General features: G+C 65.8%; 11 protein-coding genes. 3 read left to right on the top strand and 8 right to left on the bottom strand.

What is annotated here, in order from left to right; translation table 11 throughout:
* Positions 1 to 271: 271 nt before the first annotated feature.
* The gene (locus ACYSM9_RS13280) at positions 272 to 1,117 is read left to right on the top strand and encodes an SGNH/GDSL hydrolase family protein (RefSeq protein ID WP_461857434.1); all 846 of its coding nucleotides are present in this window, start codon (positions 272 to 274) and stop codon (positions 1,115 to 1,117) included.
* A gap of 103 nt (positions 1,118 to 1,220) precedes the next feature.
* On the opposite strand, the gene ACYSM9_RS13285 is transcribed toward ACYSM9_RS13280, so the two are convergent.
* The 5 genes from ACYSM9_RS13285 to ACYSM9_RS13305 all read right to left on the bottom strand — a co-directional run bounded on the left by ACYSM9_RS13285 (position 1,221) and on the right by ACYSM9_RS13305 (position 8,662).
* Positions 1,221 to 2,927 carry a dipeptide ABC transporter ATP-binding protein gene (locus tag ACYSM9_RS13285; RefSeq protein WP_461857435.1) on the bottom strand — a complete coding sequence of 569 codons (1,707 nt, stop codon included), beginning with the start codon at positions 2,925 to 2,927 and terminating at the stop codon, positions 1,221 to 1,223.
* Positions 2,928 to 2,938: 11 nt separating this feature from the next.
* On the bottom strand, positions 2,939 to 3,883 hold the full coding sequence (locus tag ACYSM9_RS13290) for an ABC transporter permease (RefSeq protein ID WP_461857436.1): 945 nt from the start codon (positions 3,881 to 3,883) through the stop codon (positions 2,939 to 2,941).
* Positions 3,873 to 4,802: an ABC transporter permease gene (locus ACYSM9_RS13295; RefSeq protein ID WP_461857437.1), complete on the bottom strand. Its 930-nt coding sequence runs from the start codon at positions 4,800 to 4,802 to the stop codon at positions 3,873 to 3,875. Before ACYSM9_RS13295 ends, ACYSM9_RS13290 begins: the two co-directional genes overlap by 11 nt.
* A gap of 123 nt (positions 4,803 to 4,925) precedes the next feature.
* On the bottom strand, positions 4,926 to 6,614 hold the full coding sequence (locus tag ACYSM9_RS13300; protein WP_461857438.1) for a peptide ABC transporter substrate-binding protein: 1,689 nt from the start codon (positions 6,612 to 6,614) through the stop codon (positions 4,926 to 4,928).
* 287 nt (positions 6,615 to 6,901) lie between these two features.
* Positions 6,902 to 8,662, bottom strand: coding sequence for an ABC transporter family substrate-binding protein (locus ACYSM9_RS13305; protein WP_461857439.1), 1,761 nt, complete (start codon positions 8,660 to 8,662; stop codon positions 6,902 to 6,904).
* A gap of 163 nt (positions 8,663 to 8,825) precedes the next feature.
* Between ACYSM9_RS13305 and ACYSM9_RS13310 the strand changes: the two genes are divergently transcribed.
* Positions 8,826 to 9,293, top strand: coding sequence for a hypothetical protein (locus ACYSM9_RS13310; RefSeq protein WP_461857440.1), 468 nt, complete (start codon positions 8,826 to 8,828; stop codon positions 9,291 to 9,293).
* 65 nt (positions 9,294 to 9,358) lie between these two features.
* On the opposite strand, the gene ychF is transcribed toward ACYSM9_RS13310, so the two are convergent.
* The gene (gene ychF / locus ACYSM9_RS13315; RefSeq protein ID WP_461857441.1) at positions 9,359 to 10,444 is read right to left on the bottom strand and encodes a redox-regulated ATPase YchF; all 1,086 of its coding nucleotides are present in this window, start codon (positions 10,442 to 10,444) and stop codon (positions 9,359 to 9,361) included.
* Positions 10,445 to 10,534: 90 nt separating this feature from the next.
* On the opposite strand from ychF, the gene ACYSM9_RS13320 reads away from it, so the two are divergent.
* The gene (locus ACYSM9_RS13320; RefSeq protein WP_461857442.1) at positions 10,535 to 11,776 is read left to right on the top strand and encodes a DNA recombination protein RmuC; all 1,242 of its coding nucleotides are present in this window, start codon (positions 10,535 to 10,537) and stop codon (positions 11,774 to 11,776) included.
* A 99-nt stretch (positions 11,777 to 11,875) separates the two neighbouring features.
* Here ACYSM9_RS13320 and ACYSM9_RS13325 read toward each other — a convergent pair whose 3' ends face one another.
* Together ACYSM9_RS13325 and ACYSM9_RS13330 are read right to left on the bottom strand one after the other, a co-directional pair.
* A complete protein-coding gene (locus ACYSM9_RS13325) occupies positions 11,876 to 12,955 on the bottom strand; it encodes a 4-hydroxy-3-methylbut-2-enyl diphosphate reductase (protein WP_461857443.1) in 1,080 nt (359 codons plus the stop codon).
* A 9-nt stretch (positions 12,956 to 12,964) separates the two neighbouring features.
* Complete coding sequence (locus tag ACYSM9_RS13330; RefSeq protein ID WP_461857444.1) at positions 12,965 to 13,816, bottom strand: hypothetical protein; 852 nt, start codon at positions 13,814 to 13,816, stop codon at positions 12,965 to 12,967.
* Positions 13,817 to 13,819: the final 3 nt, after the last annotated feature.

Here is a 13,819-nt window from a genome sequence, read left to right on the forward strand (position 1 = left end):
GTAAGCCCGGAACAACTTTCTCCCACCACGGCGCGACAGCGACCCTGAACCGCTAGCCGGTGCGTCATTTATTGGCCTAAATCCTTCACGGACCCCCGGGCGGCCGTCCCCGGCTGTCGCGACTCCGGCCAGCTGAACTGTGACTAAATTCACGGGCGAACCATGTACCGTGGCATGATTACTGTGACGTAGACCACTACCGCCGGAGACAAGGATGCCGCCAGCAACGGACCGCACGCGCCCCGCCCGGGCCAGGGCCGCAGGCCTTGTGATGGCCGCCCTTGTGGGCCTGGCCGGCGTTGCCGGACTCACCGGATGCGGCGACCCCTCCCCGATTTCCGCGCTGTCTGCCAACGCCCTGCCGGCTAATGCCATGCCCGGCTCCGCCGCAAAGCCGGCGGCATCGGGATTGCCAGGGGTAGGCGCAACCTCCACGGTCCGGAATGCCGCCAACGGCAGGCTCGAGGCCGTCGTGCCCGACATCGGCAGGACCGTCCTGTTGATCGGCGATTCCCAGTCCGAACCGGCGGACGGCTGGCCCCGTCTCGGCCTCGCCGCCGCGGGATACAACGTGTACTTCTGCGGCCGGGGCGGCACCGGGTATGTTGCTGCCAATGGCGCCACGGGAAATTACATCGATGCCCTGGAGCGCGGCGACTGGCTGCTTCCCTCAGGCACTCCGGCGCTGATTGTGGTCGAAGGCGGCGGCAATGACGCCGCGAGCGGGGCAACGGACGCCCGGATTGCCGGCAACGCGGAGCGGCTCATCGCCGAACTGCAGGGCCGCTACCCCGAAACGCGTGTGGCGATGATCGGCACGCTGGCCCGCGGAAAGGACGACGGCGGGGGGCGCCGCAGCGAGGTCGACGCCCTGCTCGGCTCCGTGGCGGCAGTGCATGGCCTGCCGTTCGTGCCGGTGGGCGACTGGCTGACCCGGTACGGCCTGGCGAAGGACCTGGCTGACTCGGTCCATATGAACACCGCCGGCCGCCGGGCGCTGGGCGGCCTGCTGGAGCGCAGGCTCCGCGAACTGGGGCTGGAGCGTAAGTCGGCGACGGCACCGGACCAGGCTCCCCTCGCCGCGGTTCCGGGTGCCAGCGGCGCGCTGCAGGACTGAGGAAGCGGCAGGACTAAGAAAGCGGAGTGGCTGGGAACACGCAGAAACGGCTGGAGCCGGGACCGCCCGGGTCCCGGCTCCAGCCGTTTTGTTCATTGGTCCGCTACGCGACCTCAGGCGGAAGCATCAGCTTCGCACCCGGGATGGCGTTGAGCAGGGCCTTGGTGTAGTCCTGCTTCGGCGACTCGAAGACCTCATCCGTGGAACCGGTCTCCACCAGGCGCCCCTTTTCCATCACGCAGACATGGTCGGCGATTTGGCGGACCACGGCAAGGTCGTGGGTGATGAAGAGGTACGTCAGCCCGAGGTTGCCCTGCAGGTCGGCCAGCAGGTTCAGGACCTGGGCCTGGACCAGCACGTCCAGCGCGGAGACGGCCTCGTCACAGATGATCACCTCGGGGTCCAGCGCCAGCGCACGGGCGATGGCAACACGCTGCCGCTGCCCGCCGGAGAGCTCGTTCGGGTACCGCTGCATGGCGGACTGGGGCAGCGCCACCTGGTCCAGCAACGTCCTGACCTTCTTCTCCCGGCTCGCCTGGTCACCAATCCTATGGACCCGCAGCGGCTCTTCGATGGTGCGGTAGATGTTGTACATCGGATCCAGCGAACCGTACGGGTCCTGGAAAATCGGCTGGACCCGCCTGCGGAACTTGAACAGTTCTGCCGGCTTCAGGGCAGAGGTGTCGACGCCGTCGAACAGGATCCTGCCTTCCGTCGGCTTCTCCAACTGGAGGACCATCTTGGCCACCGTGGACTTGCCGGAACCCGACTCCCCCACGATCGCCGTCGTGGTCCCGCGGCGGACGTCGAAGCTCACGCCGTCAACGGCGGCGAAGTCCGTTGCCTTGCCCAGGCCGGAGCGGAGCTTGTACACCTTCCGCAGGTCCTGGATCTGCAGGAAGCTGTCCCGTTTTACCGTTTCCGCGGCGGGTGCCAGGAGGTCCGCTGCCTCCACGCCCTGTTCCTTGGCCACCTGGATGCGGCGGCTGGCCAGTGAGGGCGCGGACTCGACGAGCCGCTTGGTGTACGGGTGCTGCGGGTTGCGCAGCAGTTCCAGTGACGGGCCCGCCTCGACGACGCGGCCCTGGTACATGACCACGACCTTGTCGGCGCGTTCGGCTGCCAGCCCCAGGTCGTGGGTGATGAGCAGCACGGACGTGCCCAGTTCCGTGGTCATGGTGTCCAGGTGGTCCAGGATCTGCCGCTGCACGGTCACGTCCAGGGCCGAGGTGGGCTCGTCCGCGATGAGCAGGCGCGGCTGGCAGGACAGGCCGATGGCGATCAGGGCACGCTGCCGCATGCCGCCGGAGAACTCGTGCGGGTACTGGTTGGCGCGCCGCTTCGAGTCGGGGAGCCCTGCCTGGGACAGCACCTTGGCGATGTCGTCCGGACCGCTGGGCCGGCCGTTCGCGCGCAGCGTTTCCCGGACCTGGTAGCCGATCTTCCACACGGGGTTCAGGTTGGACATGGGGTCCTGGGGAACCATGCCAATGGTGTTTCCGCGCAGTTCGATCATGCGCTGCTCGCTGGCATGCGCAATGTCCTCGCCGTCCAGCAGGATCTGGCCGCCGGAGACCCTGCCGTTGTTGGGCAGCAGGCCGATGGCCGCCAGCGCGGTGGTCGACTTGCCGGAGCCCGACTCCCCCACGATGGCCACGGTCTCGCCGGGCATGATGGTCAGGTGCGCGTCGCGCACAGCCTGGACCTCGCCGCCGCCGGTCTTGAAGGTGATCGCGAGGTCGCGGATTTCAAGCAGCGGCCGTACGCCGGTGGTCCCGGCCTCATCGATGCGGACGTCTGGAGTTGTCATCTCTTTATCTCTCATCGCTGTCGGCTCTTCGGGTCAAGGGCGTCGCGCACGGCATCACCCAGCATGATGAAGCTCAGCACGGTGATCGACAGGGCCGCGGCCGGGTAGAGCATGATTTCCGGCCGGGTCCTGATGGATGCCTGCGCGCCGGCGATGTCGTTGCCCCACGACATGATGCTCTGGGGCAGGCCGATGCCGAGGAAGGACAGCGTGGCTTCGGCAACGATGAACACGCCCAGTTCCAGCGTGGCCAGCACGATGATGGGAGCCAGGGCGTTCGGGAGCACATGGCGGAGCAGTGCGCCGAACTTGGAGACACCCAGTGCACGCGCCGCCGTCACGAAGTCGGCGTTGCGCACTTCGATCACTGCACCGCGCGTGATGCGGGCCATTTGCGGCCATGCCAAGAGCGAGATGACGAACACCACAGTCCACACGCTCTTGTTTTCGCGGAACAGGGGCAGCTGGGTGATCACCAGCGCACCAAGGACGAGCGGGAGGGCGAAGAAGATGTCACCGAGCCGGGCGAGGACGGCATCGATCCAGCCGCCGTAATACCCCGCGAGGGCACCGATGGTCACGCCGATCACCAGGACGCACAGCACGGAGAGCACGCCGACCGACAGTGAGGCCTGGGTGCCGTGGATGACGCGGGAGTAGACGTCGCAGCCCTGGAAGGTGAACCCGAACGGGTGCCCGGCGGTGGGACCGCCCTCGGAGTTGGCAAGCTCGCAGTTCTCATTCGGCGGCACCGAGGAGAACAGCCCCGGGAACAGTGCGATGACAATCAGCATCAGGATGAGGATGGTCGAGATGATGAACAGCGGACGACGGCGGAGCTTGCGCCAGGCGTCGGCCCACAGGCTGAGCGGGGCCTGGTCGGTTTTGACCGCGTCCGTCGCCTGCAGCGGCGTCTCATCGATGGGGGCCACGAAGTGGCTGTTGTTACTGGTCATAGCGGATCCTCGGGTCAAGCCAGGCGTACAGGAGGTCGACGAGCAGGTTGGCCACCACGAACACCAGCACCAGCACGCTGACGATGGAGACGATGGTGGGTCCTTCGCTGCGGAGGACAGCCTGGTAGAGCTTGTTGCCGACGCCGGGGACATTGAAGATGCCTTCAGTAACGATGGCACCACCCATGAGGCTGCCAAGGTTGGCGCCAAGGTAGGTCACTACCGGGATCAGCGAGTTGCGCAGGATGTGCGCCAGCACCACGCGGGGCCGGGACAGGCCCTTGGCCGTGGCCGTACGCACGTAGTCGGCGTTCATGTTTTCGCTGACCGATGCACGGGTAAGGCGCAACACGTAGGCGAACGACACCAGCCCCAGGACCACGGCCGGAAGCAGCAGCGTGACCCAGTTGGCGTTCGCGCCCACCGTGGGTTTGGCCCAGCCGAGCTGCACGCCGAAGACGAGCTGGAAGACGAAGCCCAGGACGAAGGTGGGCACGGCGATGACCACCAGCGACGCCACCAGGACGGTGGAATCGAACCAGCCGCCGCGGCGCAGTCCGGCGAAGACACCGAACAGCACGCCGAAGATGGCCTGGATGGCCAGCGCCTCGATGGCGAGCATCGCCGTCACCGGGAAGACCCGGGCCAGGCTTGCCGCGATGGGCTGACCGGTGAAGTCGTTGCCAAGGTTAAAGGTGAACAGGTTCTTGAGGAACAGGCCGTACTGGACCCAGAACGGCTGGTCCAGGTTGTACTGGCTGCGCAGGGTGTCGATCACAGCCTGCGGTGGCTGGCGGTCGCCGAACAGCGCCGCGATGGGATCGCCCGGCAGGGCGAACACCATGTAGTAGACCAGAAGCGTGGTGCCGATGAAGACAGGGATCACCTGGAGCAGTCGGCGCAGGATAAACCGGACCACAGGATCACCTGCTTTCCGGAAGGGAATAAAACGGGTTCATTGGTGCCTTCCTGCCGTTGCAAGCCAATGGGGGCCCGGCGGTAACCGAACCCCCATCAGCCTGTTGGCAAGTTAGATCTGGGACTACTTTGCGGTGATGCCGTAGTAGAGGATTTCACCGTTCCAGCCGGTTTCGGCCTTCACGACGTTGTTGCTCCACACGATCGGGCGTGCCTGGTCCCACAGCGGCAGTCCGGGAAGGTCCTGGAACAGGATTTCCTGCGCCTGGTTGAACTTGGCGTTGGCCTCGTCGGTGCTCTTGGCGGCCAGGCCCTCCTTGAGGAGCTTGTCGAACTCGGGGTTCGAGTACTTCTCGTAGTTGGAGGATGCTCCGGTGGCCCACACCGGTCCCAGGAAGTTGTAGAGCGACGGGTAGTCACCCTGCCAGCCGGCGCGGGTCAGGCCGGGCAGCTGCTGGGACTTGCGCAGGTTCAGGACTTCGGCGAACTTGGCGAACGGCTGGATTTCAGCCTGGATGCCGAGGTTGTTCTTGAAGCCATTGGCTACGGCGTCGATCCATTCCTTGTTGCCGCCGTCGGTGTTGGAGGCAATCTGGAGCGGCTTGGAGTTGTCGTACGGCTGGATCTTCTCAGCCTGTGCCCACAGGTCCTTGGCCTTTGCGGCGTCGAACTTCAGCACTTCGCTGCCCTTGATGCCTTCCTTGAAGCCGTCGATGACCGGCGGGGCGTAGGCCTTGGCCGGGGTGCGGGTGCCGTTGAAGACCACCTTGGCGATCTCTTCGCGGTTGATGGCGTAGGAAAGTGCCTGGCGGCGCAGCTTGCCGGCTTCACCCTGGAAGTTCGGGTTGTAGCCGGGGATGTTCAGGGTGGAGTCGGTGGCTACCGGCTTGGTGGCGTTGCGGTCCGGGAAGTCGTTGACGTAGGTCTTCAGAGCGTTGGACGGCAGGACGTCGGTGATGTCCAGGTTGTCGGACTGCAGGTCGGTGTATGCGGGGCCCGGATCCGTGTAGAACTTGAAGGTCACGCCGCCGTTCTTGGCTGGGCGGGTGCCATTGTAGTCGGCGTTCTTGACCAGCGAGATGGACTGGTCGTGGACCCAGGAACCCTGCTTTTCGAACTTATAGGGTCCGTTGCCGACAGGGTTTTCACCGTAGGTCTTGGGGTCCGCCAGGGCTGCGGAAGGCAGCGGATAGAAGGCGGAGTAGCCCAGGCGCAGGGACCAGTCGGCCTCGGGCTGGGCCAGCTTGACGGTGATGGTGGAATCGTCGGTGGCGGCCAGGCCGGACATGGTGTCCGCCTTCGGTGCCGGGGTGCTGGTGGACTTGCCACTGGCGTCCGTTGACTTGGTAACGGCCGAAACGTCGTCGTAGCCTGCGATGGATTCGAAGAAGAATCCGTTGTTCTGCAGGTTCTTGGAGTTGGCGGCGAAGTTCCAGGAATCCACGAAGGTCTTGGCGGTGATTGCTTCACCGTTGGTGAACTTCTGGCCCTGTTTGACCTTGATGGTCCAGTTCTGGGCGTCGGATGAGTCGATGGATTCGGCCAGGGCGTTGACCGCCTTGCCGTTCGCGTCGTAGCTGCGGAGGCCTTCGAAAAGCAGGTTTACGACGCGGCCGCCGTAGACCTCATTGGTGTTTGCCGGCAGCAACGGATTTTGTGGTTCGTTGCTGTAGGCGGTGATGACCTTGTTCGGGTCGCCGGCTGCGGTGCTGGCCCCGTCGGTGCTGCCGCCGCCGCCGGCGCCGCACCCGGTCAGGGCAAGCGTGGCGGCCGCCACGATGCCCAGTGCTTTGGAAGTGCGCGTCAAACGCATTCCGCCTCCTATGAGTTGTGGGAGATGTAACGGGAATTGGTGCTTCCCCGCAGGTCAGACGCAGTAATGCACTGTGACGTGGCCTACATATACGAGTAGCCTAACCGCACGAAGTCCAGATACTGGTACTCCGTTGCCAAACCGTGACCGGCACGTTCGGAGACCCTGGCTGCCGGATGGAAGTTATGCACGTCACATGCTACTCGCCGGTAAGCGGAACGGCGAATCGGCTCCGTGAACGTTCCCGCAAAAGCCGGCACCCGGCACAATCGGCAGGGTTCAGCGGGTCAGGCGAGCCGCCAGTCCCAGACGTTCCACCAGAGGCCGAGCGGGCCCGGGCTCGTCTTGACGCCGCCCACCCGGGAGCTGAAGGCAGTGGTTCCCAGGGTCTGGTACAGCGGCAGCCCGTAGGCGTCTTCCCACACGCGCTTGTCGATGTCCGCCAGCAGCTCGTCCTGCTTGCCCAGGTCGGTGGTGGTGGCGAGCTGCTCCATGATCTTGTCCGCGTCGGCGTTGGAAAAGCCGGTGAAGTTGCTGCCGGCACCGGTACGGAAGATTTGCGGAATCCGGCTGACGCCCGCGGCTGTCCCGATCCATCCGGAGATGACGGCATCGTAGCCGCCGCGGGTCTGCGATGCCGCCCAGTCCGCGCTGGCCTGGCCGCCGTCGACTACCTGGAATCCAGCCAGCGCCGCCGAATCGCGGAGCAGGGAAAAGGCCTTGGCGCGGTTGGGATTGTCGCGGTTGTAGAGGACCCGGATGGTGGGAGTGGCACCCCTCAGGAGCTTCCGGGCGGCGTCAATATCGACCTTCGCGTAGTCTGCGGACCCGTTGTTCCTGACCGTCTCGTCGTATTTGGGCTGCCCGGGCAGGAACACATGCGAGTCCAGCGGTTTGGCATCGGGAACCTGGCCTCCCACGACGGCGTCCACGATCTCCTGCCGCGGCACGGTCTTCAGGAAGGCTTCACGGACGTCCTTGTCAGCGAAAGGGCCCGAATAGTTGAGGTCCAGATGGTCATAGCCGGCCTGCTTGTAACGCTCCACGGTGATACCCTGCCCGGCCAGGGCGGTGAGCAGGTCGTCGTTCGCAGCCGAGGGCTGCGGCGAAATGATGTCCGCCGTGCCGTTGCGCAGTGCAGCCACCGCGGCCGGGACTCCCCCGGTAAAGCGCGCGTTGATCTCGTCCAGCCAGGGCTCCTGCCCCCACACGTAGTCCCGGTTCCGGACCAGTTTCATCGAGACTCCCGGGACGATGTCGCGGACAATGTAGGGGCCGCTGGACAGGTAGATCGCCGGGTCGTCGGGGATGGTCTTGGCGTCGAACCCGGTGTTCCAGAAGTCGCTGACCTTCTTCAACTCCGGGCGGGTCACCGGTTTTTTCGGGTTGCCGCGGGGCGTGTCCTTAAACAGTTTGACCAGGTCTTGCTCGTCATTCAGCCCCGCCTTGGCCGCGACGACGTGGGCAGGCATTCCGACGTCGAACGCCACCTCCCAGTCCGCGTAGGGTGCCGCATATTCGATGGTGATCGAGCGGCCGTCTCCCCCGATTTCGGGGAACACGGTGCCGCCCAGGCCACTGGTGTCGGACGCCACCGAAAAGTATTTGGTTCCGGTGCCGGCGGCGGGATCGACGTCGTCGAAATAGCCCGAACCGGCCGCCCAGCTCAGCAGGAGGTCGGCAGCCCCGATCGGTGCGCCGTCGGACCACTTGACGCCGTCGTTGACCGTGTACTTCACCTTGAGCGGCTGGTCGGAGACCTTCTCGTAATGCCCGAACTTATCGTTGCGCACCACCTTCGAGCTGTCGTCGAGGAAGAAGAAGCCGGAGTGGGTGGCGGCACTGATCTTAGAGTTGATGTCGGTGTTGCCGCTGGCGCTGTAGGGGTTGAAGGAGGAAAAGGCGTTAACCTCCGCGACGGTGACGCTGCCGCCACGTTTGGCCTCCCCCACCACGACGGATGGGGCACTGCCGCCCGAGCATCCCGACAGGACCAGGGCAGCCGCGAGGGCGGCCACGATCAACTGCATCAGACGCCGGACCGGCATGCCGCCTCCTTGTGTTTTCCCTCTCCGGAGGGGACCGGGCTGCAAGAACGCGCCCTACAAACTCAGGATACTTGCTGCTGCCGCCCCGTCACCGAATCGGATCCCCCCTGCCGGCCGGGATGTAGGGTGGATGAACGTCAAGCAACGGCATTCGGGGGAACAAATGCTTGAAAACACTGCACGGCCGTCACAGCCACCACCACCTGCAGCCCATCGCCACGTCCAGCAGGCGGACCTGCCGTCAGAACAGTTGAACCCCCTGGAGCCGGTGCCGAAGAGGCGGCTGGCCGGCTGCGTCCTGGCATTTCTCCTCGGCGGCTGGATGCTCGCAGTCCCGGTGGCCCTCATTGACCGCCTCAAGGATTCCCCCGGACCCGCGGCCGGGATCATCGCCGTCACGGTTGCTGCTTGCGCAGTTGCCACCGCCAGCCTCAGTGCCTTCTGTTTCTTCAACCCACGGGATAAGCGCCGGTCCGTGCATATCGGGATCACGACCGCCCTGGCGGCAAATATCGCGCTGGCCGCCGGGTCCGCCGTGCTTCCGGGCTACGGCCTGCTGCTGCTGATCCCGGCAGTATGCGCCGGAATACCTGCGCTGATCTTCCTGGCGAGGGACACCCCGGCGGGGTAAGCAGATGGCAGCCATGATGTATGGCTGCCATCTCCATGCCCCGGAAATCCCCGGCCGGGTACTGCCTAGACGTTGAAGCGGAACTCCACCACGTCGCCGTCGGCCATGACGTATTCCTTGCCTTCGATCCGGACCTTGCCGCGGGACTTGGCTTCGGCCATGGAACCGGCATCGATGAGGTCGTCGAAGGAGACAACTTCGGCCTTGATGAATCCGCGCTGGAAGTCGGAGTGGATGACCCCCGCTGCCTGCGGCGCGGTATCCCCCTGCTTGATCGTCCAGGCGCGCGCTTCCTTCGGCCCGGCGGTGAGGTAGGTCTGCAGCCCGAGGGTGTGGAAGCCGACGCGGGCCAGCTGGTCCAGGCCGGATTCGTCCTGGCCGTTCATTTCCAGCATCTCCCGGGCTTCCTCCTCGTCGAGTTCCACGAGGTCGGCTTCGAGTTTGGCGTCGAGGAATATGCAGTCTGCAGGTGCCACGAGGGCACGCAGTTCCTCCTGCTTTTCCGGGCTGCCCAGGATCGCTTCGTCGGCATTGAACACGTAGATGAAGGGCTTGGCCGTGAGCAGGCCCAGTTCCTTGAGGTGCTCCATCTCCAGCTTGTCGCTCTTGATGGCTGAGAAGATCGTGTCGCCGCGCTCCAGCACTGCCTGCGCGGCCTTGACGGCGGCGAGTTCAGCGGCCTCGCGCTTCTTGATCTTGACCTCTTTTTCGATCCGGGGAATGGCCTTTTCGATGGTCTGCAGGTCGGCGAGGATGAGCTCGGTGTTGATGGTCTCCATGTCGGAGCGAGGGTCCACCTTGCCGTCCACGTGGACGACGTCGGGGTCATCGAAGACGCGCACGACTTCGGCGATGGCTTCAGCCTCCCGGATGTTGGCCAGGAACTGGTTGCCCAGCCCTTCGCCCTCGGAAGCGCCCTTCACGATGCCCGCGATGTCCACGAAGGAGACGGCCGCGGGCAGGACACGCTGCGAGCCGAAGATCCCGGCGAGCTTCTCAAGCCGCGGGTCCGGGAGGTTCACGACGCCAACGTTGGGTTCGATGGTGGCGAACGGGTAGTTCGCGGCCAGCACCTGGTTGCGGGTGAGCGCGTTGAAGAGGGTTGATTTGCCGACGTTGGGCAGTCCGACGATGCCAATAGTAAGAGCCACGAGGATTCATTCTACCTGCCGGGCTCCCGGGAGCAGTACCTGCGAATGTCACTGCCGGTGATTGTCAGAGGCCCATGCAACAGTGAAGGCATGGATGCTTTTGCCTTGATTCTGGCCCTTTTCATGCTGCTGCTCGGTGCACTCGCCGGTGCCGCGGCCACCTACTTCCGGCTGCGCCGGAACTCGCATGCGCTGGAGGCTGACTTCGACGAGGTCTCGTCCCGGCTGTCCGAGGTGAATGCGCAGTTGGCAGCGGCCGACGCCGAGCGGCGGCTTTTGGCGGTGCAGAACCGTGAGCTGGGTGAGGCACGGTCCCACGACGGCAGCGTGCTGCGCGCCCTGGCGCCCGTGGCGGAGAAGCTCTCCGCGGTCCAGCAGCAGGTGGCGCTGCTGGAACGTGACCGGGTGGAGCAGTACGGCCAGCTCGCGCAGCAGCTGCAGGAAGCCCGGCTCTCCGATGAACAGCTGATCAGGTCCACGCACGCCCTGGAGTCGGCGCTGCGGTCCAACAGCGCAAGGGGCCAGTGGGGCGAGGTGCAGCTTCGGCGCGTGGTGGAGGCCTCCGGGATGCTTCGGCACGTGGATTTCGTCGAGCAGGTGCACAGCGCAGGAGGCGACTCCTCCGTCCGCCCCGACCTGGTGGTCCAGCTTCCCGGCGAGAAGCAGATCGTGGTCGACGCCAAGGTGCCCCTGGCCTCCTACCTGGAAGCCCAGGACCTGGGGGCTGCGGGTGCCACATCCCGGCCGGAGGCGCCGGGACGGCCTGGACCGCTGTCCGCCCAGGACCGCCGCACCCAGCAGTCGCTGTTGGCCGCGCACGCCAAGGCCCTGAGGTCCCATGTGGACTCGCTGGGCAGCAAGAAGTACTGGGACATCCCCGGCAACTCCCCCGAGCTGGTGGTGTGCTTTATCCCCGCCGAATCCATCCTGGCCGCCGCATTGGAGGCGGATGCGGGGCTCCTTGACCACGCCCTGTCCCGGAACGTGGTCCTGGCGTCGCCGGGCACCCTCCTGGCGGTACTGAAATCCGTCGCCTTCACCTGGCGCCAGGATGTGCTGACCGACAGTGCCAGGGAACTGTTCGAGCTTGCCCGGCAGCTGTATGACCGGATGGGAACACTGGGCGAGAACGTCAGCAAGCTGGGATCCTCCCTGAAGACTTCCGTGGACCGCTACAACGCCATGGTGGGCACGCTGGAAGCACGCGTCCTGCCCACGGCCCGGAAACTCAATACGCTGGAGGACTCAGGATTGGTGACGCCTCCGGTCGTGGAGGTGACGCCGCGTGCGGTGGCGGCCCCGGAACTCCAGGGCGGTGAGGAAGCCGCCTGAGGACACCCGAAACGGGACCACTACAGGGGTGGGCCCGGCAGCTTCCAGCTGCCGGGCCCACCCGTGTATTACGCACAGCGCGGCGGGAGCGCGGCCGGATCAGCTGCGGGGCCTGCGGCCGCCCAGGGCACGGCTGACATCGCCGGCCTGCTTCAGGCTTGCGCGCAGCTCCTTGGGCAGGGAGAAGAGCAGGTCTTCCTCGGCGGTGACGACCTCCTCCACGGCGCCGTACCCGTAGTCGGCAAGCAGCCGCAGCACATCCTGCACCAGGACCTCGGGAACGGAAGCCCCCGAGGTGACTCCGACGGTGGCTACGCCCTCGAACCAGGACTCGTCCACCTCGTTCGCGAAGTCGACGCGGTAGGAGGCTTTGGCACCGTACTCGAGGGCGACTTCCACGAGGCGCACGGAGTTCGAGGAGTTGGCCGAACCCACCACGATGACGAGGTCTGCCTGGGGCGCGATTTTCTTGATTGCCACCTGGCGGTTGGTGGTGGCGTAGCAGATGTCGTCGCTGGGCGGGTCCTGCAGGGTGGGGAACCGTTCCTTCAGCAGCCGCACGGTCTCCATGGTTTCGTCCACGCTGAGGGTGGTCTGCGAGAGCCAGATGACCTTTTCCGGGTCACGGACGGTGACCTTGTCCACTTCGTGCGGGCCGTTGATGATCTGGATGTGTTCGGGAGCCTCGCCGGAGGTTCCTTCGACTTCCTCATGGCCGTCGTGGCCGATCAGGAGGATATCGAAATCGTCCTTGGCGAAGCGGACGGCTTCCTTGTGCACCTTGGTGACCAGCGGGCAGGTGGCGTCAATGGTGCGCAGCCCGCGGCTTTCCGCGGATTCCACCACGGCCGGTGACACGCCGTGCGCGGAGAAGATCACCAGGGCGCCCTCCGGGACCTCGTCCGTTTCGTCAACGAAGATGGCCCCTTTTTCCTCAAGCGAGCTGACAACGTGGACGTTGTGCACGATCTGCTTCCGGACATAGACCGGCGGCCCGTAGTGTTCCAGCGCCTTTTCGACGGCGATCACAGCCCGGTCCACTCCCGCGCAGTATCCGCGGGGTGCGGCGAGCAGGACTTTCTTGGCTCCGCTGACGGGGGCTGCGGCGGCCACGTCCTCGGGCGAGCGGCGCCTGCGGGGAATGGTGGGCATCGAAAGGGGTACAGCCGAGGAGGTCATTGCTCCATGCTACCGGCTCGTCCGCGGCCGTCTCCGGCCTGCGAACAACGTCACAATGCCCACTGCCACCAGGACCCCGCCGCTGATGGCGGCCGCGGCGGTCCAGGCCTGGAAGTCCGCGGCAGCCGCGGCCACGAATTCGTCCCGGAACATGTTGGCCACCGCGTTGCCGGTATCCGTGGCGGCTGCCCGCCCGGTGCCGAGTTGCGAACCGAGCGCCCAGAGGGCTGCCACAGCCAACGCCCCCACTCCCGTGGCCATGAACACGGTCCAGCGGCGGCGTGCCGCAACGAGCGCCAGCAGGAACGCGACGGCGGCACCAACGGCCAGGATGTAGCCCATGGGCGCGTAGGTGGCCAGCTGCTCGGCCCATTGCCGCTGCGCGGGCTGGCCCACGTTGATCAGCGTTTGCGCCGGCGGATCGAGGGGCAGGCCGGTGGCACGGGAAATCTCCCCGGAGCCGAGGGCAACCAGGGGTGCCACGTCGAGGGTCAGCGTCGAGGCGCCGGCGCCTCCGGCAGCCTCCGCGGCCTGGCCCGGAAAGCTCAGGCGGTGGCTCCTTCGCAGCGTTTCCTCCCAGGCTGCAGGATAGCCGGGCAGCCCGGTCAGGGACTCCGCCGCCTTCTCCAGCATGGGCTCGACCAGGCCGGACAGGAAACCCGGGACCGCCCCGGTATCGATGGTCCCCACCGCGGCCGAGGCCAGTTTCTTCTGGAAGTCGGAGTCCCTGCCCAGGGGTGCGGCGAGCCGGACAAAGCCGTCCTCCTGGACGATGGTCCGGTCCACCCAGACGGCGGGTACTGCCACGGCTGCCAGGAGGAGGCCAAGCACGGTGGCGATGGCGGAAACAAAAGTGCGCACAGC

The organism is Arthrobacter sp. C152, from assembly GCF_054890965.1.